Genomic DNA, 21,019 nt, shown 5'->3' with positions numbered 1-21,019 from the left:
GTCGCCGCGCCGGTGGGACGTCACGACCACGTCGTGGCCGAGGTCGAGGAGCGCGCGGGCGGTGTGGGCGAATCGGGCTTCGGGGTTGCGGAACGAGAGAACTCAGTCGGACTTCCCCGGAGAAGCCCCGTTGGGCTCCTTCTTCTCCGGCTCGGCCGGAGCCTCGGCCGCCGGCTCATCGGCCGGCGGCTCGGAAGGCTCGTCAAAACTGGCCGGAACCCGCTTGAGGTGCTTGGTCATCGACCGAACCAAAAAGGCCACCGCGATGAGAAACAGGATCAGCACCAAGAACCCGACCGGGGAGGACTTCCCGAAGTCCTCCCCCTGCCCGCCGTTGTCGCCGTTGCCCGGCTGCTGCGTCAGGACCAGGGCCGACGCGGTCACCGGAAGGGCCACGCCGGCCGGCAGCGTCAGACTCATGTGTTCACCTTCTCCTCGGCGCCGGCGATGCCGGCGAACAGGTCGTCCTCCGGCAACGTGCTGTCGACCAGCGACTTCACCAGCTCGTACTCCTCGGTCGGCCAGACCTCGCGCTGCATCTCCCGCGGCACGGCGAACCAGCGGCTGGTCGGGTCGATCTGCGTGGCGTGCGCCTTGAGCGCCTCGTCCCGCACCTCGAAGTATTCACTGCACTCGACGCGGGTCGTCACCCGCTCCATCACATCGCCCCGGTTCGGGTCCCAGTTGGCCAGCCACTCGGTGTACGGCGACTCCAGCCCGGCCTGCTTGAGCGCCTCGTCGAACAGCACCATCCGGGCGCGCGAGAAGCCGTGCATGTAGTACAGCTTGAGCGGCTGCCACGGCTCGCCCGCGTCGGGGAAGCGGGCCGGGTCCGGCGCCGCGTCCCAGGCCGCCATCGTCACCTCGTGGGTGCGGATGTGGTCGGGGTGCGGGTAGCCGCCGTTCTCGTCGTAGGTCGTGATCACGTGCGGGCGGAACTCCCGGATCACCCGCACCAGTGCCTCGGTGGACTCCTCCAGCGGCACGACGGCGAACGAGCCCTCGGGCACCGGCGGCAGCGGGTCGCCCTCCGGCAGGCCGGAGTCGACGAAGCCCAGCCAGCGCTGGCTCACGCCGAGGATCTTGGCCGCGCGGGCCATCTCCTCGCGGCGGATCTCGGTCATGTTCGCCAGCACCTCGGGCCGGTCCATGGCCGGGTTCAGGATGCTGCCTGCTTCGCCCCCGGTGCACGTGACGACCAGCACCTCGTGGCCCTCGGCGGCGTAGCGCGCCATCGTGGCGGCACCCTTGCTCGACTCGTCGTCCGGGTGCGCGTGCACGGCCATCATGCGCAGGCGCGGGTTGGCGGTGTTCCTCTGCTCGTCGGCGTCCACCATGCTCCGAACGACTCCCCTTCTGCCCTTATTCCGCGACCCACCTGCGGGCCGCCCACCCGGCGGGCGGATACTCGAGTCGTACCCGCGTCACCATTGTCCAGACGGGTACGACAAGAACGAGCAGGAGGCCCGGGTTGGCAGGCGGACCGGCGGAAACGGCAGCGCCCGCGCTGCTCGCGGACCGGTACGGCACCGGGCGCGCCACGCCGTCCCGGCGCTGGCGGCGCTGGCTCTTCCTGGCCGTCGCCCTGCTGGTCAGCGGCCTGATCGCCTGGGTCGCGTACGTCAATCTCGGCTCGGCGCCGATCGACGCCGAGCGCATCGCGTTCAGCGCGAAACCGGGCAACGCGATGGAAATCACCATCAACGTCACCCGCGACGACGACAACCGGCCGGGCGTGTGCGTCGTCCGCGTCCGCGACAAGACCGGCGCCGAGAGCGGCCGCAAAGAGCTCCTGATCCCCGCCGGCGCGAAGTACAGCAGGATGAGCACGACGATCAAGAGCATCGGGGAACCGGTTACTGCAGACGTCTTCGGCTGCTCGTACGACATACCACGCTATCTGTCAACCCCATAGCGGCCAACGGGGTGAACCGCGCGCTCAACGCCCGGAGCGCGGGGAAATAACGGGCGTCGACCTCTCGCGCCGTGATACTCTGACCCCTCAGCACGGCCCGCGACGGGCCGTGTTTTTCCTTTATCTCAGCCACGCGGGCAACTGCGCCCGCGTGGGCCGGCTTGAACACGCAAGCCTGGCAGGCCCGACGAGGAGATGGTGACCGTGAGCGACACCAAGGTGACCTGGCTCACCCAGGATGCCTACGACCGGCTCAAGCACGAGCTCGACGAAATGATCGAGAATCGGCCGGTCATCGCCGCGCGCATCAACGACAGCCGCGAGGAGGGTGACCTCAAGGAAAACGGGGGTTACCACGCGGCTCGCGAGGAGCAGGGCCAGGCCGAAGCGCGTATCCGGCACCTGCAGGAGCTGCTGCGCTCGGCCAAGGTCGGCGAAGCGCCCGCGAACGACGGCACGGCCGGCCCCGGCAAGGTGCTCACCGTCCGGTACGAAGGTGACGACGAGGACGAGAAGTTCCTGCTCGCCACCCGCGAGGAGGGCGCCGAAGGCGAGCTCGACGTGTACTCCCCGGAGTCGCCGCTGGGCAAGGCCCTGCTCGGCGCCAAGGAGGGCGAGTCCCGCGAGTACGAGCTGCCCAACGGCAAGGTCCAGAAGGTGACGCTCGTCAAGGCGGTTCCGTACACCGACGACAAATAACCCGGCTAGCGTGTCCTCCCGGATCCACATTCTGGGAGGACACCGCCGTGAGCACCGAACCGATCTGCCAGGCGTGCGGCATGCAGTACGCCGAAGCCCGCGACGACTGCCCGATCTGCCAGGACGAACGCCAGTACGTCCCGCAGTCCGGGCAGCAGTGGACGAACCTGTCCGCGCTCCGCGAAAGCGGCGCCTACACGCCGCGGATCGAGGAGCAGGGCCCCGGCATCATCGGCGTCGGCTCGAACCCGGGTTTCGCGATCGGTGAACGCGCGCTGCTGGTGCAGGCCCGCTCGGGCAACTTCCTCTGGGACTGCGCCGCGTACCTCGACGACGCCCTCGTCCAGCAGGTCCGCGACCTGGGCGGGATCACCGGCATCGCGATCAGCCACCCGCACTACTACACGACGATGGTGGAGTGGGCGCGGGCCTTCGACGTGCCGGTCTACCTGCACGAAGCCGACCAGCAGTGGATCGGCAGGCCCGACCCGGCGGTGAAGCTGTGGTCGGGCACCACCCTCGACGTCGCCGACGACCTGCGGCTGATCAACCTCGGCGTGCACTTCGAGGGCGGCACGGTGCTGCACTGGCCGGACGGCGAGAACGGCCAGGGAGCACTGCTCTCCGGCGACATCGTGCAGGTGATCCCGGACCGCACGCACGTCGGCTTCATGTACAGCTACCCGAACCTGGTCCCGGAGCGGCCGAGCGTCGTCCGCCGCGCGGCGGAGCTGCTGGCCGGCTACCGCTTCGAGGCGATCTACGGCGCCTGGTGGAACGCGATCGTGCGCACCGACGGCTTCGAGGCCGTCCAGCGCTCGGCCAAGCGGTACCTGACCCAGATCATCGACGAGGGCTGACGCCGCCCTCAGCCCCGCGCGGTCCGCTCCAGCAGGGGGCGGACCCGCGGCGGCACCGGCGTCGACAACGCGATCGACGTCGACGTGCGCAGGACGTCCGGGACCCCGACCACCTTGTCGATCACCCGCTGCAGGTCGTCGTTGCCCCGGGCCACCATGCGGACGAAGAGGTCGCCCTGGCCGGTGGTCGCGTGGACCTCGCACACCTCGTCGATCGCCGCCAGTGCCCTGGCGACCTCCGCACGACGGCCCTGGGCGATCTCCAGCACGGCGAAGGCCGTCAAGCCGTAGCCCATCGCCGCCAGGTCGAGCTCCGGCGGGAAGCCGCCGAGGATGCCGCGCTCGGTCAGGCGGTCGAGGCGGGCCTGGACCGTGCCGCGGGCGACGCCCAGCCTGCGGGCGCACTCCAGCACCCCCAGGCGCGGCGAGTCCGTGAGCAGCAACAGCAGCCGCGCGTCCAGTGCGTCGAGGTTCTCCTGCATTGCTCTCTTTCCTGCACAGGTTGTCCACTGTGACCGCCGATGTCCGGCAATGACCATGCACATTGTCCAGCAAAAACTGAGTCCATTGCACATCTTGCCGGACAAGGCCGATCCTTCGAGTATGACCCAGACTGCCGAACCCCAGGGTGCCCTCGACGACGTCAGCTACGACCAGCTGCGTCAGCTGGTCGGGCTCGTCGACCACGACGCCTCGACCGACCCGTTCCCGGTCAAGGCCATGGACGCGGTGGTGTTCATCGCCGGCAACGCCACCCAGACCGCCTGGTACTACCAGATCGCGTTCGGGATGCAGCTCGTCGCGTACTCCGGTCCCGAGACCGGGAACTACGAGCGCAAGTCCTACGTGCTGAAGTCCGGCTCGGCCCGGTTCGTCATCACCGGCGGGGTGAAGCCGGACTCGCCGCTGCTCGACCACCACCGCAAGCACGGCGACGGCGTCATCGACCTGGCGCTGGAGACCACCGACGTCGACAAGTGCATCGAGCACGCCCGCGCGCAGGGCGCGACCATCCTCGAGGAGCCGCACGACGTCTCCGACGAGCACGGCACGGTCCGCGTCGCCGCGATCGCGACCTACGGCGAAACCCGCCACTCGCTGGTCGACCGCACCCGCTACAACGGCGTCTACCTGCCCGGCTACGAGCCGCGCGAGAGCACGGTCAAGCGGCCCGAGGGTGCGCCGAAGCGGCTGTTCCAGGCCGTCGACCACTGCGTCGGCAACGTCGAGCTCGGCAAGATGGACTACTGGGTCGACTGGTACCACCGCGTCATGGGCTTCGTGAACATGGCGGAGTTCGTCGGCGACGACATCGCGACCGAGTACTCGGCGCTGATGAGCAAGGTCGTCTCGAACGGCAACCACCGGGTCAAGTTCCCGCTGAACGAGCCGGCCGTGGCGAAGAAGAAGTCGCAGATCGACGAGTACCTCGAGTTCTACGACGGCGCGGGCTGCCAGCACATCGCGCTGGCCACCAACGACATCATCGCCACGGTCACCGCGATGCGCGCGGCCGGCGTCGAGTTCCTCGACACCCCGGACTCCTACTACGACGACCCGGAGCTGCGGGCCCGGATCGGCAACGTCCGCGTGCCGATCGAGACGCTCAAGGAGCACAGCATCCTGGTCGACCGCGACGAGGACGGCTACCTGCTGCAGATCTTCACCAAGCCGATCGGCGACCGGCCGACCGTCTTCTACGAGCTGATCGAGCGCCACGGCTCGCTCGGCTTCGGCAAGGGCAACTTCAAGGCGCTGTTCGAGGCGATCGAGCGTGAGCAGGAGCGCCGGGGCAACCTGTAACAGCACGAACCGGCGAAGGCCACCATGGCGGACCTGCGGGTCCCCTATGGTGGCTTTTGGCGTCTTCCGGGAACCGACGGCGGCCCGGATCCGTCAGTGTGGAGAAGCTCAAGAGAAGGGGCCGTGATGCCGGACAGCATCGACGCCAGCGACGCGATGATCGACAACTGGACCAAGCGGCTCGAGGAGAACGCCGCCCGGTACCAGGCGCTGGCCGATCGCATGCAGGGCCAGACGGTCACCGAGCGGTCGAAGGACGGCACGGTCCAGGTCACGATCGATTCGCGCGGCTTGCTGAAGAACCTCGTCATCGCCGAGACCGCGGCCGGGAAGCGGATGGCCGAGGTGTCGGCGCAGGTCATGCAGCTGGTGCAGCGGGCGCAGGCGCGGATCCCGGAACTGCTGCAGCAGGCGATGACCGAGACCACCGGCACCGGCGACCAGGCCGCGGCGGAGATCGTCCGCGAGGCGCAGAGCACGTTCCCGGAGCCGCCGCCCGAGCCCGAGCCGGCGTTCCCGGAGCCCGACCGCGTCCGCCGGTTCCTGCCCGAGGACACCGACGAGCCGCCGCGGACCCCGCCCGGGCCGCCCGCGCCGCCGCCGCAGCCGCAACCGCCGCGGCGACGGCGCCCGGCCGACAACGACGACGAAGACGATTTCGGCGGACCGATTCTTTCCTGAGGGGGAACCGATGGCGGACGTGGAACTCAGCACCGACCTCACGGCGCACGCGAAGCAGCTCGACGCCATCGGTGACGGGCTGCAGCAGGCCGTCGACGCGGCGAACCAGGTGAGCATGCCGACCGACGCGTACGGCATCCTCTGCCAGCCGTTCCGGATGCTGCTGGATCCGGTGGAGCAGTACGGGATCGACGCGCTGAAGGACGCCGTGCAGGCGACGACGGCGGTGTCGGGCAAGGTCCGCGAGGCCGCGGCGGCGTACCACAAGTACGAATCCGGCGTGGCCGACGATCTCGACAAGTCCGCGGGCGGTGCGTGATGCCCGAGGGGAACCCGCTCGTCGTCGACGCGAAGAAGGACCCGGACGGGCCGGGCGCGTTCACCGCGGGCAACGGCGACTACGGCTGGGCCGGCGGCATCGGCATCGCCGAGTCGTCGATGGACGCGTTCAACGGCATCAAGGACGGCGACTGGGTTTCCGGCGGCCTGGGCATGCTGTCGCTGGCGGGCGAGATCGCCGGGGCGGCGATCGACCCGTTCGGGTACCTGATGTCGTCGGTGGCGTCGTTCCTGATGGAACACGTGCAGCCGTTGAAGGACATGCTGGATTCGGTGGCGGGCAACCCGCCGGTGATCCAGTCCTACGCGGACACCTGGGGCAACGTCTCGAAGGCGCTCGGCGAGCGCAAGACGGACTTCGACAACGCGGTCAAGAACGGCACGACGGGCTGGACCGGCGCGGGCGCCGACGCTTACCGCGCCTTCGCCGCCGAGCACTCGGACGCGTTGTCGGGCGCGGCGACGGTGGCGGGTGCGATCAGCACGGTCACGATGATCATGGGCCAGATCGTCTCGTTCGTGCGGGAAACCGTGCGGCAGCTGATCGCCGACCTGGTCGGCAAGCTGATCTCGTGGGTGATGGAGGAGGTCTTCTCCCTCGGCTTCGGCACCCCGCTGGTGGTGGCGCAGGCGTCGGCCGCGATCGCCGAGTGGGGCAAGAAGATCGCCGGGCTGCTCAAGAAGCTGACCGACTCCATCCGCCGGGTGTCGCCGCTGCTGTCGAAGCTGGTGGACATCTTCGAGAAGATCGCGAAGGTCTTCGGGAAGGTGCTGGGCAAGGTCAGCGGGCTGGACGGGCTGAAGGTCAAGGAAGGCGGCTTCGTCCGGAAGATCCCGAAGGAGGGCGGCGGAGTCCACACCCGAGCCCACGGCGGCGAGGGTGAAGGCTCCCACGGCGGCGACGGGGATTCCTCGGGCGGCGACGGCTCACACGGCGGCGAGGGAGATTCCTCGGCCGGCGGCGATGGCGAGTCCTCGCGCGGCGACGGCTCACACGGTGGCGAAGGGGATTCCTCCCCCGGCGGCGACGGTTCGCCGGGCGAATCCGGCCACGCCGACGGGGATTCGCCGAGCTCCGATCCGATGAACACGGACCAGGGCTCCCGCCGGAGTTCGAGCCGGGACGGATCCGGTTCGGCGGACGGGGACGGCTCGCCCTCGCGCCCCGGTGAGGGTTCTCCTTCGCACGCGGGCGACGGGGAGGGTGCGCCATCGGCGGCGCGGTCGGGCGACGGTTCCCCTTCCGGGGACGGTTCTCCCGCGCACGCCGGCGAGGGTTCCCCTTCGCACACCGGGGACGGTGCATCGTCGCGGACGGGCGACAGCAGCCCCTCGCGCACCGGGGACAACGCACCGCACCGGAGCGGGGAGAGCAACCCGGCGGTGACCCGCGACAGCGACAGCACGCCATCGCACACCGGCGACAGCAACCCGTCGCCGACGCGCGGCAGCGACAGCACCCCCTCGCACACCGGCGACAACGGGCCCTCGCCCACGCGCGGCAGTGACAACACGCCGTCGCACACCGGCGACAACACGCCGTCGCGAGCGAGCGACAACGCTCCCTCACACACCAGCGACAGCAACCCCTCGCCCACCCGCGGCAGCGACAGCACACCGGCGCACACCGGCGACAACACTCCCTCGCGCGCCGGTGAGAACGGGCCGGTCCGTGGTGGGGACAGTGGTTCTTCGCCCGCGCACTCCGGTTCGTCGCCCGGGGCTCGGGCCGATGCCGGTACGCACGGTGGGGCCGATACCCCCAGCAGTGCCGCGCCGCCCCGGGTTGATGGGGCCACCTCGGCCAGTGGGACCGCTCCGGCCGCTCCGCGGACCGGTGAGCCCGGGGTCGTTCCGCCTGCTCGGGGTGGGGATGGTGCCTCCGTCCCGCCGCAAGGTGGCGCGCCGATGACGGGTGGCGGTGGCCTGCCGCCCGCCGGCGCCGGTGGTGGTGGTGGTGGTGGTGGCCTCGGCGGTGGCTCACCGCGCACCGGTGGTGGCGGCTGGACCGGCACCCCGGGCAGCCCGGGCGCGCACGTCGACGCCCCCGGCCGTCCCCGCACCGGCGGCGACCTGCCCGGCGGCCGTCCGCGCACCCCGGACGCGCCCGCCCCCGCCGCCCGTGGCTTCGGCCCCGGCACCCACGACACCCACGCCCCGGGCACCCGGCCGCACGAAAACGGCCCCCACCAGAACAGCCCCCACCAGAACGGCCCGCACCAGAACGGCCCGCACGACGGCCCCGGTCCCCACGACCCGGACGGCGCCCCGCACCCCGGCGAGCCGCTCACCCCGGACGAGGTCAACGCGCGGCACGCCGAGAGCACGCCGTCGGGCAGCTCCTACCACGCCGGCGACCCGGAGATGGGTGACCTGCCGCACCGCGTCCACCCGGACCCGGACGGCCGCTACACCGTCGACGTGCACGTCACCCCGGACGGCCACGCCCGGATCGGCGACCGGCTGTACACCCCCGAAGAGTTCGCGGACATCCTGCGCCGCAACGGCGACTACGACGGCCGCCCGATCCGGCTGATCGGCTGCGACGCGAGCTCCAACGACTTCGCGCACCGGCTCTCGCGCGAACTCGACACCGAAGTCATGGCCCCGACGAAACCGGCGTGGACCGACTCGCACGGCCGTGTCTTCTCGTCCGACTACGAGATCGGCCCCGACGGCCGGATGCGGCCGCGCATCCCACCGGACGGCGAGTGGAACACCCACCGCCCGGACGGCTCGGTGCACCGCGCCGGCGAAGACGGCTTCGCGCCGGACACCCACCACGGCGACCCGCACGACGTCGACGCCGACAGCGCGCACAGCCGGGGCAAGGACCACCCCGACATGCACGACATCGAGGGCGGCTGGCAGGAACCGGAGTACGAGGGCCCGCACCCCCACGGCCGCCCCGAACCGGTGACGCTGGCTCCGGGCGAGCGGTTCTACGACCCGGCGAACCCACGGCACCTCGAACCGAACACGCGGTACGAGATCAGGGACTCCGACGGCCGCTTCACCCGCGTCTACACCAACGACGAGGTCCCGCCGCGGATCACGCACGTCGACGCGGACGTGCCGAACACCCGCGTCGGCCCCGAGCTGGACCCGAAGTTGCAGGTCGGCAACCCCGACGCCTCGCACCTGCTCGGCGACGTCCAGTACCGGGTCAACACCGGCGAAGGGCACTTCGAGTTCCGGACGGACGCGCACGGGCAGCCGGAGCTCGACCTCGACCACTTCGACCCGCCCGTCGACACGCCGGAGCGGCCGATCACCGAACGCCGGATCACCGGGTACGACCCGAGCCACGACGGCGACGGTCCCTTCGGGGCGACGCCGCCGGAAGACCTCCGGCCGAACAGCCGGTACGAGGTCTACTCGAGGGCACCCGACGGCACCGACCAGTGGCACGGCACCTTCTACACCAACGGGGAGAACCCGCCGCAGTTCACGCACATCAAGACCTGGCACGACAACGAACGCGGCATGATCAACCCCGAGACGGGTGACTCCCACACCCGGCACGACCAGCACGGGGGCCGTCCCGAGGGCATGCCGGTGCGCGGGGTCAAGTACGAGATCGGCGACATGCACTACCACTCCGACGCGCACGGCAACGCGGCCGTTTCGTGGGAGCCCGACTACTCCAGTCCGGCCCAGAAGCGGGTGGACGAGCGCGTGCAGCGCGAACTCGGGCACACCGGCCTGGCCGACCACCCCGGCAGCGACGTCAACCGCGGCGGCCACACCGCCGACCACCGCTCGGGCGGGCTCCAGGGCCGCCTCGGCATGGTGCCGCAGGACTACTACCAGAACCACAGCGTGAAGAGCGACCCGGACAACTGGCGGCGGATGGAGATCGACCGCCAGACGTTCGAAAACCGAGGTGGCGACCACGGGCCCGTGCGGGTCTACGCGGACGCGCCGTCGGTCGGGGAGACCCCCGACCGCCTGCACGTGATGTCCGAGAGAATCCACCCCGACGGCACCCGCACCTACAACTACAGGAGCTTCCGCAATGCCCCGAACCCAGCCCCCGTGGTACCCCCCACCCGGACCTGACCTGCGGGACGCGGAACCGGGGCAGGTGGTCCGCTGGATCGCCGGCTGGCTGATGGACGCCGCGCCGGAAGGCTGGCTGCGGATCGACATGACCGTCCGGCTGACCACGTCGGTCGAGGAGATCTCGCTGGCGGTCGTCATGCCGGACGGGAGCGCCGCGCGCATGGAACCGCCGCCCGACGTCAGCCCGCTGCTGCACGAGCTGCGGAAGAAGAAGTACTCGCCCGGCCGCGGGACCTGGCTTTCGCTGCGGATGACGGTCGAGCCGTCGGGGGCCTACCAGGTCACCTACAACTACGACCTCGACCCGCAGTGGGATCCGCCGGTCGAGACCGACGTCTACGACGAGGACTTCGAGGTCTTCCACCGCGACGAGGAGTGGCTGCCCGCCTGGTACCTGGAGAGCAAGGGCAAGAGCGGCGGGCGGAAGGCCTCCGAAGAGCCGAACGACCTGCTTCGCGACCTCAACGACCAGCTGGTGTTCGCGCTGCCGGCGGGCTGGGACTACCTGCAGCTGAAGTACCGCGCGGTCGGCGACCACGAGGAGTCCGGCGCGATCGTGCACACGATCACCGGGTCGACGTACCCGTGGACGCCGCCGGAGCAGGTGCTCGACCTGCTGCGCCGCCATCGCGCCGCCTCGCAGTCCGACGGCCGGGGCACGTGGGTGAGCGTGAAGTACGAGCTCAAGTTCCCCGACACGGTCAAGGCGCAGTTCAACACGACCGAAGAACCGGACTTCCAGCAGCCGCCGCCCGCCGAGGCGTACGCCGAGGAACTGCGGCGCTATCCCCGTTCCGAGCGGCGCACGCCGGACTGGCTGCGCCAAGGCGCCGAAGGGGCCTGACCATGACGCAGTCACCGGGGCCGCTGCGGCCGGAGCAGCAGCAGGAACTCGTCCGGCAGATCGGCGCGGTGCTGGCCGCGCAGCTGCCGCCGGGCTGGGGGCAGCTGCGGGTCGAGTACCGCGCCGCGGGCCGGCACGTCGAGGCCGACCTGCTGGTGACCGGCCCGGACGGGCGGCCCCGCGTGCTGCAGCCACCGCCGGAGGTCGTGCGGCTGCTCGGGGTGCTCCGGTCGGGGATGTACCAGCCGGGCGCCGGCACCTGGCTCGGCGCGATCCTGGTCTTCGAACCCGGGCAGCCGCCCGACGTCGACTTCGTGCGGCCCGACCTCGAACCGCCGTTCCGGCAGCAGCCGCCGCCGATCGGGTTCCAGGACGAGCTGCGGTTCTTCCCGCGCGCCGACGAGCACATCCCGGCCTGGCTGCGCGAGCGCGCCGGGCTGACCCCGCCGGCCGCCGAGGGCGGGGTGCGCACCCCGCGGATCTACGACGGCCTCGACGCGGCGGGCAAGCCGCTGGTCCGGCGCGCGCCGCTGATCCCGGCGGAAGCCGAGCGGGTGCTCGCGTACCTCGACGCGGCGCCGGTCATCCTGGCCTCGCGCAGCAACGGCCCGGACGCCTTCGCGCCGGACCGCACGGACGCGGTCCCGATGAACTTCCGCACCGACGGCGCCTGGGCCTGGCCCGGGGCGGTGGCGTACTACCTGCGTGAGCACGGCGTGCCGCCGGACCCGGACCTGGTCGCCCACATCCGGGCCCGCCGCTTCACCGCGCCGACGGAGGTCCCGGAGCCCGCCAAGGACCTGGCCTTGGCGGCGATCACCGGGGAACCCCGGTGACGTCGGGGCTTCGCCCCGGTCGGGGGCGCTGCCCGAACCCCAGGAAGCTGTCTCAGACCACCGTGTAGCCCGCGTTGGCCAGCGCGAACTCGACCTCTTTGCAGTGCTCGGGCCCGCGGGTCTCCAGCGCCAGCACGACGTCGGCCTCGCCGAGGTCGAGGCTGCCGGAAATGCGGGAATGCTCGACGTCCAGCACGTTCGCGCCCAGCTCGCTGACGCACGACAGCACGCCCACGAGCGACCCCGGCCGGTCCGGGACCCGCAGCCGCAGCCGCAGGTAGCGGCCGCCCGCCGTCATGCCGTGCTGGATGATCTGCAGCAGGAGCACCGGGTCGACGTTGCCGCCGGAGAGGATGGCCACGACCGGGGGCTCGAAGACCCCGGGGTGCTGCAGCAGGGCGGCGACCGTCGCCGCGCCGGCCGGCTCGACCACCAGCTTCCGCCGTTCCAGGCACAGCAGCACGGCCCGGGAGAGGAACTGCTCGGACACCGTCACGACGTCGTCGACCAGCGACTCGACGTGGGCGAAGCTGACCAGGCCGGGTTCGCCGACCGCGATCCCGTCGGCCATGGTCGAGGTCGAGCTCAGCCGCACCGGCGCCCCCGCGGCCAGCGACGGCGGGTACGCCGCGGCTTCCTCGGCCTGGACGCCGACCACCCGGACGTCCGGGCGCAGCGCCTTCACCGCCGACGCGACCCCGCCGACCAGCCCGCCGCCGCCGGTGGCGACCAGGACGGTCTTCACGCCCGGCACCTGCTCGAGGATCTCCAGGCCGACGGTGCCCTGGCCGGCGATCACGTCGGGGTGGTCGAAGGGGTGGATGAACACCGCCCCGGTCCGCTCGCCGAACTCGACGGCGGCGCGGAGCGTCTCTTCCAGGAGCGCGCCGTGGAGGTGGACGTCGGCGCCGTAGCCGCGGGTGGCGGCGAGCTTCGGCAGCGGGGCCCGCAGCGGCATGAAGACGGTGGACTTGGCGCCGAGCAGCGACGACGCCAGCGCGACGCCCTGCGCGTGGTTGCCGGCGCTGGCCGCGACGACGCCCCGCTCGCGCTCGGCCCCGGTCAGGCCGTGGATGCGCGTGTAGGCGCCGCGGATCTTGAACGACCCCGTCCGCTGCAGGTTTTCGCACTTCAGGTACACCGGACCGCCGTGGAGCTTGCGCAGGTCGCGCGCGTGCTCCATCGGCGTCACCCGGGTCACTCCTTTGAGGAGTTCCCGGGCGGCCTGGATCCGCTCGAGGGTGACGAGTTCCATGGGCCGGACTATGCCACTCAGGAACTCCACAGGTTGAGTGGACCGTGAGCCGGGTACCCTGGGTCGCGTCAACACACGGTAAACAAGGAGCAACCATGGCAGCGGGGAACGACGCGGACACGGCCCGACGGGCTCGCGCCACCCGCTCCGCCGGCCTGCTCCCGCTCGTGATCGGGCTGGCCTCGGCGGCCGCGTTGACGGGTGCCGCGTACTTCACCGTGGACAGCGCCTCGTGCGGCGCCCCGGCCCAGTACATCCGCCACGACAGCCACGTCGAGCTGGTCGGCGGCTGCGTCGACGGCGCGAAACTGCCGGCCGCCGGCACGTCCTCGACCGGCGGCGTCGTGCACGGCAACTACAACCCCTGACCTGGCGGGTTACCCCGATGTGCCGGGGGAACACGAAAGTGCCTTCTTCCGCGGGGTGCGGACGTGCCCGATGATCATCGGGTGACCACCGTTTACGAGCCGGGCCGCGGTCCCGGCCCCGCCAAGCCCACCGAAGAAGCGTCGAGCCTGCTGCTGAGTGCCCACAACCTGGGCGCGCTGGCCACGGTCAACCGCGGCGGCTTCCCGCACCTGTCCACGGTCGCCTACGCCTGGGACCCCGGCGAGCGCGTGGTGCGCATCGGGTCCACGGCGGGACGCGCGAAGGTCCGCCAGCTCGCGCGTGACCCGCACGCGTCGCTCTACGTCAGCAGTGCCGACCACATGGCCTTCGCCGTCGCGGAGGGCGTGGCCGAAGTGTCGCCGGTCAGTTCGGTGCCCGGCGACGAGACCGGGCGGGCGCTGCTCGCCATGCAGGCGCCGTTCGAGGACCCCGAGGCCGAGGCCGCGTTCCTGCGGAACATGGTCGAGGACCGCCGCGTGGTGATCACGCTCCGGGTGGAGCGGCTCTACGGCGGCGGCCTCGACGTCGGTGCCTGAGGCTCAGCCCAGGGCCGCCAGCAGGTCGGCCACCAGGTCGCGGCCGTCCTCGATGCCGACCGAGAGGCGGAGCAGGTCGGCCGGGACCTGGAGGGTCGAACCCGCCGTGCTCGCGTGGGTCATCTTGCCCGGGTGCTCGATCAGCGACTCGATACCGCCGAGCGACTCGGCCAGGATGAACAGCTTCGTGCGCGAAGCCACCTCCAGCGCGGCCTGCTCGCCGTCCACGTGGCTGAACGACACCATCCCGCCGAAGCGGCGCATCTGCTTCGCGGCCGTCTCGTGGCCCGGGTGCTCCGGCAGGCCCGGGTAGTAGACCTTCGCCACCTTCGGGTGCTTGACCAGCGCCTGGACGATCTTTTCGGCGTTGTCGCTGTGGCGCTCCATGCGCAGGGCGAGGGTCTTGATGCCGCGCAGCGTCAGCCAGGCGTCGAACGGGCCCGGCACCGCGCCCGCGGCGTTGCGCAGGTAGAAGAACTGCTCGCGCAGCTCGTCCTCGTTCGTGACGATCGCGCCGCCGACGACGTCGGAGTGCCCGCCGAGGTACTTCGTCGTCGAGTGCAGGACGATGTCCGCGCCCAGCGAAAGCGGGTTCTGCAGGTACGGCGTCGCGAAGGTGTTGTCGACCACCAGGCGGGCGCCGGCGTCGTGCGCGACCCCGGCCAGCGCCGCGATGTCCGCGATGCCCAGCATCGGGTTGGTCGGCGACTCGCACCAGATCAGCTTGGTCTCGGGCCGGATCGCGGCCCGTACCTCGTCGAGGTTCGCCAGGTCGGCGACGGTGTGCTCGACGCCCCACAGGCTGAGCACCTTGTCGATCAGGCGGAACGTGCCACCGTAGGCGTCGTTGCCGAGCACGAGGTGGTCACCGGGGCGGAGGGTACTGCGCAGCACCACGTCGGAGGCGGCCATGCCGGACGCGAAGGCCAGCGCGTGCCGGCCGCCTTCCAGCGAGGCCAGCGCCTCCTCCAGCGCCGAACGGGTCGGGTTCGCGGTGCGCGAGTACTCGTAGTCGCCCTCGCGGGTCCCGCCCACGCCGTCCTGCGCGTAGGTCGAGGTCTGGTAGATCGGCACGATCACCGCGCCGGTGCGGGGGTCGGGCTTCTGACCGGCGTGGATCGCGCGCGTCTCGAAACCCAGTACGGAGTAGTCGTCCACCATTGGTTCAGCGTACGGGCCGCCCTCGGCATTCCCGTCAGGTGGGATGGATCTCAGCGGCGTGTCCAGGTCCGGGTGGCCGGCAGGGCCGCGAGCACCAGCACCACGACGAGCGGCGTGGAGATGACGATCCCCCGCAGCAGAGGATCGGCCAGCCCGGTGGGGCCACCCACCACGAAGACGACGAGCCGGCTGCGGAGCACCGCGTCGACGATGGTGGCGACCACCGCCAGGCCCGCCGCGGCCAGGCACAGCACCCGGCCCGCCGCCACGCGCGCGAGCAGGGACACCCCGCCGAGGACGAGGAGCAGCCCGATGACCGCGTCGGCGATCTGGCCGGGGACCAGCAGGTCGCTTTGCCCCAGCCCCTGGACGACGCTCCACCAGAACGTCCCCAGCAGGAACCAAACGCCGTCGAGCAAGGCGAGCACCCCCGCCGCGATCGCCGTTCCCGCCCGGGGCGAGGCCGTGACCGTCACTCACCAGCTCCGGGACGAGTAGGCACCCTGACCGGACAGCGCCGGCACCACGGAGGCGCGGTAGCGCAGGTAGCGGAACGTCGGCGGCAGGAAGGCCAGGACCAGCACGAACACCGCCAGCGCCGCCAGCCCGACGCGGTCGGCCATGGCGAACCCGCCGTGGGTGAACATCGCGTCGGCGAAGCGGGCCGGCGGTACGCCGACCGACATCGGCTCGGTGAGCAGGGCGCCGATGGCCAGCAGCGCGCCCAGGCCGAGCAGGACCGCGCCCGCCGTCGCGCGGAAGAGCGTGGCCAGCGAACCGAGGAGTAGCACGAGTCCCGCGACGACGTAGGCGGCGAGGTCCACCAGCACCCAGCCCGGCAGCGCGCCGAGGCTGAATTCGGCCGGCATGTCGAGGAAGATCTTGACCGGCACGTATCCCGCGGCGACCGCGGCCGGAAAACCGAGCACGCCGGCGAGAACCGCCGTTACTCCGGATGGCCGAGCCGATGAACGCGAATGCGAATGCGCCACCGGGTAACGGTGCGGACCGGTCACAATCTCCCCCATCAGCCGAGCTCAGGACGACGGCGCTCACCCTAGTCGGAATCGGCCAAAACAGTCCGGAATGCGAACTAAATTCGGCCGGACGGCGGAACCCAAGATCATTTCTGTGCGGTAGTGGCAGAAATGCCGTCACGCGATCACCGGCAGTGGCGAAACCCCGCAATTGTCCTCTTCGGACAATTGCGGGGCCGGTGAAACGCAGCGTGCCCCGGAGCCGAATCGGCTCCGGGGCACGAGTGCTCGTCCTAGCTCACCACTGCTGCTGCGGGGGCTGGCCCGGCTGGCCGAACCCACCGCTCGGCGGGCCCTGCTGGCCCGGCGGCTGGCCCCAGCCCTGCGGCGGCTGACCCGGCTGGCCGGGCTGGCCCGGCTGGCCGTAGCCACCGGGCTGACCCGGCTGACCGGGCTGCCCGTAGCCACCGGGCTGCCCCGGCTGGCCGTACCCGCCCGGCTGACCCGGCTGCGGGAAACCCCCGCTCGACGGCTGCGGGAACCCGCCGCTGGACGGGTTGGGCCCGCCCGGCTGGCCGTAACCACCGGGCTGGCCGTAACCCTGACCCGGCTGACCCGGCTGACCGTACGGGCCCGGCTGCTGGCCGAACCCGCCCGGCTGACCGGGCTGCCCCGGCTGGCCGAACCCGCCCGGCTGCTGCTGCGGGGCACCGAAGCCGGCGTTCGGCGGGCCGCCGAACCCCTGCGGCCCGCCCGGCGCGGCACCGCCGCCACCGAGGCCGACGAACTGCTGCGTCGCCGGGATGAGCCCGGCCACGCCCACGATGAGGATCAGGATGCCCAGGAACAGCGGCGGAAGCCCGATGCCGAAGGTGTCCCGGCTGGAGGCGGAGCCGCCCAGCGCCTCGACGTCGGGCGTCATGCCGATCTTGAGCAGCAGGGCGAAGATCGTGAGCAGCGCGCCACCGGCGACGATCGCGATCGGGACGAACTTCTTGAGCCCGCCCAGCTTGCCCGCGAGCGCCAGCCCGACCCCACCGGCCAGCGAGAGCAGCGAACCCAGCAGGATCATGATCACGTAGAACCAGAGGGTGCCCGGGCCGATGAGCCCGGCCGCGTCGAGCGCCTTCTTGAAGATCTCCGAGTCCGCGCCCCCGACGAGCGTCGAGTAGTCGCTCGCGTCACCCATGTAGTTGAACGAGATGATGAGCGCGATCAGGCCCAGCAGGGCGACGATGCCACCGGCGATGTAGCCGAAGAGGGCGTTGCCGCCCGCGGACGGCGCGCCGAAGGGCTGCCCGCCGAAGCCGGGCTGCTGCGGGCCGCCGAACCCCGGGGCGCCGAAGCCCTGCGGCGGCTGGCCCGGCTGCCCGAACCCGCCCGGCTGCTGGCCGAAGCCACCCGGCTGCTGGCCGAACCCGCCCGGCTGCTGGCCGTACCCGCCGGGCTGCTGGCCGAAGGCCGCGGCCGGGTTGTCGGCCGCGCTCGGCGGCGGGGTGTACGGGATCGCCGGCGGCTGGGAGCCCGGGGGCACCAGCTGCGTCGAGTCCGCGACCGGGGCGTCGCCGCCGCCGGCCGGGTTCACCATCTGGGTCGCGTTCGCGTCGACCGGCGGCATCGCCTGGGTCGCGCCCGCCCCGCCGTCACCCGGCTGGACCGGCTGGACGACCTGGGTCGGCTCCGGCGTCTCCCCGAACGGCGAACCGCCGTGGGGCTGCGCGGGCTGCACCACCTGGGTCGGCTCCGGGCTGCCGAACGGGTCCTGCTGCGGCTGGGGGCCACTCGGCGGGCCCTGAGGTGGCTGGCCGCCACCCCACGGCTGGTTCGGTGGCTGCGGTGCACTCATGTGGGTCTTGAACCCCCTTGACGAGAACGCGAAAGTGCTCTATTCGGGCCCACGCTATCGGATGGCCCGGCCGGGCGCTCGTAACGCCCCTGCCGGGTCCGCCGATAAAAGCTCTCCGCGTCGCGTCAGCGACCGGCCAGGAAGCCCAGGAGGTCGTGCCGGGTGAGGACCCCGGCCGGCTTGCCGTCGACCAGCACGAGCGCGCCGTCGGCGCCCTCGAGCGCGGTCATCGCCGCACCCACCTGCTCGCCGCCGCCGATCGTCGGCAGCGGCGGGGACATGTGCTGCTCGAGCCGGTCGGCCAGCTGCGCCTTGCCGGTGAACAGCGCGTCGAGCAGGTCGCGCTCGTTGACCGCGCCGACGACCTCGGCCGCCATCACCGGCGGCTCCGCGCTGACCACGGGCATCTGGCTGACGCCGAATTCGGACAGGATCGCGATGGCCTCGGCGACCGTCTCGTTCGGGTGCGAGTGCACCAGCGCCGGCAGGTGGCCGCTCTTCTTCGTCAGCACGTCGGCGACCGTCGCGCCCGAGGAGTCCGGCGGCAGGAAGCCGTAGGAGGACATCCACGTGTCGTTGAACACCTTCGTCAGGTAGCCGCGGCCGCCGTCGGGCAGCAGCACGACCACGACGTCGTCCTCGGTGAGCCGCTCGGCGAGCTTCAGCGCGGCGGCGACGGCCATCCCGCAGGAGCCGCCGACCAGCAGGCCCTCCTCCAGCGCGAGGCGGCGGGTGATCTGGAAGGAGTCGGCGTCGGAGACCGGGATGATCTCGTCGGCGATGGTCCGGTCGTAGGTGTCCGGCCAGAAGTCCTCGCCGACGCCTTCGACCAGGTACGGGCGCCCGCTGCCGCCGGAGTAGACCGAGCCCTCCGGGTCGGCGCCGACCACCTGCACGGCACCGTCGCTGACCTCCTTGAGGTACTTGCCGGTGCCGGAGATCGTGCCGCCGGTGCCGACGCCCGCCACGAAGTGCGTGATCTTGCCTTCGGTCTGCGTCCACAGCTCGGGGCCGGTGGAGAGGTAGTGGCTCTCCGGGTTCTGCGGGTTGGCGTACTGGTTGGGCTTCCAGGCGCCCTCGATCTCGCGGACCAGGCGGTCGGAGACGTTGTAGTAGGAGTCCGGGTGCTCGGGCGCGACCGCGGTCGGGCAGACCACGACGCGGGCGCCGTAGGCCTTGAGCACGTTGCGCTTGTCCTCGCTGACCTTGTCCGGGCAGACGAACACGCACCGGTAGCCCTTGCGCTGGGCGACCATGGCCAGCCCGACACCGGTGTTGCCCGACGTCGGCTCCACGATCGTGCCGCCCGGGCGCAGCTCACCGGAAGCTTCGGCGGCCTCGATCATGCGCAGCGCGATCCGGTCCTTGACCGAGCCACCCGGGTTCAGGTACTCGACCTTGGCCAGCACGAGCGGCTTGAGCCCCTTGGTCAACGAGTTCAGCTTGACCAGCGGGGTGTTGCCCACGAGGTCTGCGATGTGCTCTGCGTACTCCACGACCGCCAGCCTAAACGGCCGCCCCGTGGCGCTGTCCACTCAACGTCCACTCGGCCGGACCGGACAGCGCGGCCATGACCCCGGGCGACCTCCGGGTGCGCGTCGGTGATGCCGGGCAGCGCGCGCGAGGCCGGGCCGCCCGGCGGGGACCTCAGGCGGCCACCAAGCCGCTCGTCCGCACCGGCACCGGCCCGGGGGCCGTCACACGCCGATCCGTCATCCCGTCCCAGAGGTTCGGCCCGGCTTCGATGGCCTTGCGGCAGCCGGTCCGGTGGGACGGAGACGTCCAGTAGTCATGCTGGGCCTTCATCGCCGGTTCACCTCCCGCGCGAAATGGCGACTTCTTCCTCGGGTGGGACGATCCTATCGGGCCGCCGGTTGCCCGGGTTCGTCCTTTCGTGCCAATTCCGCCCAGCCGGCCCCGTCGGCGATCGGCCGTTCTTCCCAGCCCGGCGGCCAGGCCCGCGGAAATCCCCGCTTCGCCCGCGCGCCCGCGAGCCGGGCCGCGGACTTCGTGCCGAAATCGGCCGGGCCCATGAAGGTGGCGCCGTTGAAACTTTCGCGATCGCCACCGAAAACGGTTCCGCGGAAATCGACGCGGTCCGTGAACCGGGCCTTGTTGAAGTCCGCCTTGGTGCGGAATTCGGTGCCGCGGAAGGAGGCCAGTTCGAGAAACTCCGCGTCGTAGCAGGTGATCGACCGGATCGTGCAGTGCGTGAGGGTCAGGCCGACCAGCTTCGCGCCGGAGAAGTCGAGGTCGGTGTCCGGCCAGAAGTCCCCGCTCGGCTGCTCCGCGCGGCCGGGACGCAGGTGCAGCAGGAGGATGCGCTGCGCGGCCTTGCGGACCTGCCGCTCCTCTTCGTCCTTCTCGGGGTCGAACGGCATCCGCAGGTAGGCGCAGAAGACGTTGACGATCGTCTGCCGGTGCTCGGGGTGCCCGGCGGCGAGCCGTTCCAGCGCGTACAGCCCGGCCAGCCGGACCGGCGCCTTGTCGCTGCCGAGCTGGTCGGCGGCCTTGCCGTACATCTCGGTGATCCGGCGCTCGGTGGCGTCGTGGTCCTTCTGCACCAGCTCGAGCTCGGCCGACCGCTGCCGCCGCGCGGCGAGCAGCAGGGCGGCGGCGCCCCCGGTGCCGACGACGATGTTGGCGGCGGTCTTCAGCGCGTCGAGCCGGGCCGAGTCCTCCGGACGGCCGCCGCCGAGCAGCGTCAGCAGCGCCGCCGCGGCGACCCCGGCGGCCACCAGCAGCCCGGCTCCCCACAGCACGATCGTCCTGGTCCGCAGCACCCGTTCGAGGTCGTTAGGCACGGCACCGG

General features: G+C 71.6%; 22 protein-coding genes. 11 read left to right on the top strand and 11 right to left on the bottom strand.

The annotated features are described in order from the left end of the window. Positions 1-102 precede the first annotated feature (102 nt). Both ACWEGE_RS30760 and mca read right to left on the bottom strand, forming a co-directional pair. Entirely contained in the window at positions 103-420 is a 318-nt protein-coding gene (locus ACWEGE_RS30760; RefSeq protein WP_449663934.1) for a hypothetical protein, read from the bottom strand. Further along, positions 417-1,337: a mycothiol conjugate amidase Mca gene (gene mca / locus ACWEGE_RS30755; protein WP_449663933.1), complete on the bottom strand. Its 921-nt coding sequence runs from the start codon at positions 1,335-1,337 to the stop codon at positions 417-419. The genes ACWEGE_RS30760 and mca overlap by 4 nt, the downstream gene beginning before the upstream one ends. Positions 1,338-1,471: 134 nt before the next feature. On the opposite strand from mca, the gene ACWEGE_RS30750 reads away from it, so the two are divergent. From ACWEGE_RS30750 to ACWEGE_RS30740, 3 genes are all read left to right on the top strand, one after another. Then, the gene (locus tag ACWEGE_RS30750; RefSeq protein ID WP_449663932.1) at positions 1,472-1,915 is read left to right on the top strand and encodes a DUF4307 domain-containing protein; all 444 of its coding nucleotides are present in this window, start codon (positions 1,472-1,474) and stop codon (positions 1,913-1,915) included. A 195-nt stretch (positions 1,916-2,110) separates the two neighbouring features. Next, the gene (greA, locus tag ACWEGE_RS30745; protein WP_176174929.1) at positions 2,111-2,614 is read left to right on the top strand and encodes a transcription elongation factor GreA; all 504 of its coding nucleotides are present in this window, start codon (positions 2,111-2,113) and stop codon (positions 2,612-2,614) included. 47 nt (positions 2,615-2,661) lie between these two features. Next, positions 2,662-3,474: an MBL fold metallo-hydrolase gene (locus ACWEGE_RS30740; protein WP_449663931.1), complete on the top strand. Its 813-nt coding sequence runs from the start codon at positions 2,662-2,664 to the stop codon at positions 3,472-3,474. 8 nt (positions 3,475-3,482) lie between these two features. Here the strand turns inward: ACWEGE_RS30740 and ACWEGE_RS30735 are convergent, their stop codons facing one another. After that, entirely contained in the window at positions 3,483-3,956 is a 474-nt protein-coding gene (locus tag ACWEGE_RS30735) for an Lrp/AsnC family transcriptional regulator (RefSeq protein ID WP_449663930.1), read from the bottom strand. Positions 3,957-4,077: 121 nt separating this feature from the next. On the opposite strand from ACWEGE_RS30735, the gene hppD reads away from it, so the two are divergent. The 6 genes from hppD (at position 4,078) to ACWEGE_RS30705 (ending at position 12,042) form a co-directional block, all read left to right on the top strand. Beyond that, a complete protein-coding gene (hppD, locus tag ACWEGE_RS30730; protein ID WP_449663929.1) occupies positions 4,078-5,277 on the top strand; it encodes a 4-hydroxyphenylpyruvate dioxygenase in 1,200 nt (399 codons plus the stop codon). A 126-nt stretch (positions 5,278-5,403) separates the two neighbouring features. Continuing rightward, on the top strand, positions 5,404-5,958 hold the full coding sequence (locus ACWEGE_RS30725; RefSeq protein ID WP_449663928.1) for a YbaB/EbfC family nucleoid-associated protein: 555 nt from the start codon (positions 5,404-5,406) through the stop codon (positions 5,956-5,958). A 10-nt stretch (positions 5,959-5,968) separates the two neighbouring features. After that, complete coding sequence (locus ACWEGE_RS30720; RefSeq protein ID WP_449663927.1) at positions 5,969-6,277, top strand: type VII secretion target; 309 nt, start codon at positions 5,969-5,971, stop codon at positions 6,275-6,277. Continuing rightward, entirely contained in the window at positions 6,277-10,359 is a 4,083-nt protein-coding gene (locus ACWEGE_RS30715; protein ID WP_449663926.1) for a hypothetical protein, read from the top strand. The genes ACWEGE_RS30720 and ACWEGE_RS30715 overlap by 1 nt, the downstream gene beginning before the upstream one ends. Continuing rightward, entirely contained in the window at positions 10,316-11,206 is an 891-nt protein-coding gene (locus ACWEGE_RS30710; protein ID WP_449663925.1) for a hypothetical protein, read from the top strand. Before ACWEGE_RS30715 ends, ACWEGE_RS30710 begins: the two co-directional genes overlap by 44 nt. 2 nt (positions 11,207-11,208) lie before the next feature. Next, positions 11,209-12,042 (top strand): ferredoxin, encoded by an 834-nt coding sequence (locus tag ACWEGE_RS30705; protein ID WP_449663924.1) that lies wholly within the window; start codon positions 11,209-11,211, stop codon positions 12,040-12,042. A gap of 52 nt (positions 12,043-12,094) precedes the next feature. Here the strand turns inward: ACWEGE_RS30705 and ilvA are convergent, their stop codons facing one another. Continuing rightward, entirely contained in the window at positions 12,095-13,297 is a 1,203-nt protein-coding gene (gene ilvA / locus ACWEGE_RS30700; RefSeq protein WP_449663923.1) for a threonine ammonia-lyase, read from the bottom strand. 95 nt (positions 13,298-13,392) lie between these two features. Between ilvA and ACWEGE_RS30695 the strand changes: the two genes are divergently transcribed. Together ACWEGE_RS30695 and ACWEGE_RS30690 are read left to right on the top strand one after the other, a co-directional pair. Next, entirely contained in the window at positions 13,393-13,665 is a 273-nt protein-coding gene (locus tag ACWEGE_RS30695) for a hypothetical protein (protein ID WP_449663922.1), read from the top strand. Positions 13,666-13,746: 81 nt separating this feature from the next. Beyond that, complete coding sequence (locus tag ACWEGE_RS30690; protein ID WP_449663921.1) at positions 13,747-14,223, top strand: TIGR03618 family F420-dependent PPOX class oxidoreductase; 477 nt, start codon at positions 13,747-13,749, stop codon at positions 14,221-14,223. Between the two features lie 3 nt (positions 14,224-14,226). On the opposite strand, the gene ACWEGE_RS30685 is transcribed toward ACWEGE_RS30690, so the two are convergent. The 7 genes from ACWEGE_RS30685 to ACWEGE_RS30655 form a co-directional block, all read right to left on the bottom strand. Next, positions 14,227-15,384, bottom strand: coding sequence for a cystathionine gamma-synthase (locus ACWEGE_RS30685; protein ID WP_449663920.1), 1,158 nt, complete (start codon positions 15,382-15,384; stop codon positions 14,227-14,229). A gap of 50 nt (positions 15,385-15,434) precedes the next feature. Continuing rightward, the gene (locus tag ACWEGE_RS30680; protein WP_449663919.1) at positions 15,435-15,860 is read right to left on the bottom strand and encodes a hypothetical protein; all 426 of its coding nucleotides are present in this window, start codon (positions 15,858-15,860) and stop codon (positions 15,435-15,437) included. Beyond that, positions 15,861-16,313 carry a hypothetical protein gene (locus ACWEGE_RS30675; protein ID WP_449663918.1) on the bottom strand — a complete coding sequence of 151 codons (453 nt, stop codon included), beginning with the start codon at positions 16,311-16,313 and terminating at the stop codon, positions 15,861-15,863. 346 nt (positions 16,314-16,659) lie between these two features. Continuing rightward, positions 16,660-18,093 (bottom strand): hypothetical protein, encoded by a 1,434-nt coding sequence (locus ACWEGE_RS30670; RefSeq protein ID WP_449663942.1) that lies wholly within the window; start codon positions 18,091-18,093, stop codon positions 16,660-16,662. A gap of 239 nt (positions 18,094-18,332) precedes the next feature. Then, entirely contained in the window at positions 18,333-19,703 is a 1,371-nt protein-coding gene (locus ACWEGE_RS30665) for a cystathionine beta-synthase (protein ID WP_449663917.1), read from the bottom strand. 151 nt (positions 19,704-19,854) lie between these two features. Further along, positions 19,855-20,013, bottom strand: coding sequence for a hypothetical protein (locus tag ACWEGE_RS30660; protein WP_449663916.1), 159 nt, complete (start codon positions 20,011-20,013; stop codon positions 19,855-19,857). Positions 20,014-20,066: 53 nt separating this feature from the next. Beyond that, the gene (locus tag ACWEGE_RS30655; RefSeq protein WP_449663915.1) at positions 20,067-21,011 is read right to left on the bottom strand and encodes a pentapeptide repeat-containing protein; all 945 of its coding nucleotides are present in this window, start codon (positions 21,009-21,011) and stop codon (positions 20,067-20,069) included. Between the last annotated feature and the right edge of the window lie 8 nt (positions 21,012-21,019).

This window comes from Amycolatopsis sp. NPDC004747, from assembly GCF_053601335.1.
This window is presented reverse-complemented; position numbering and strand designations above follow the sequence as displayed.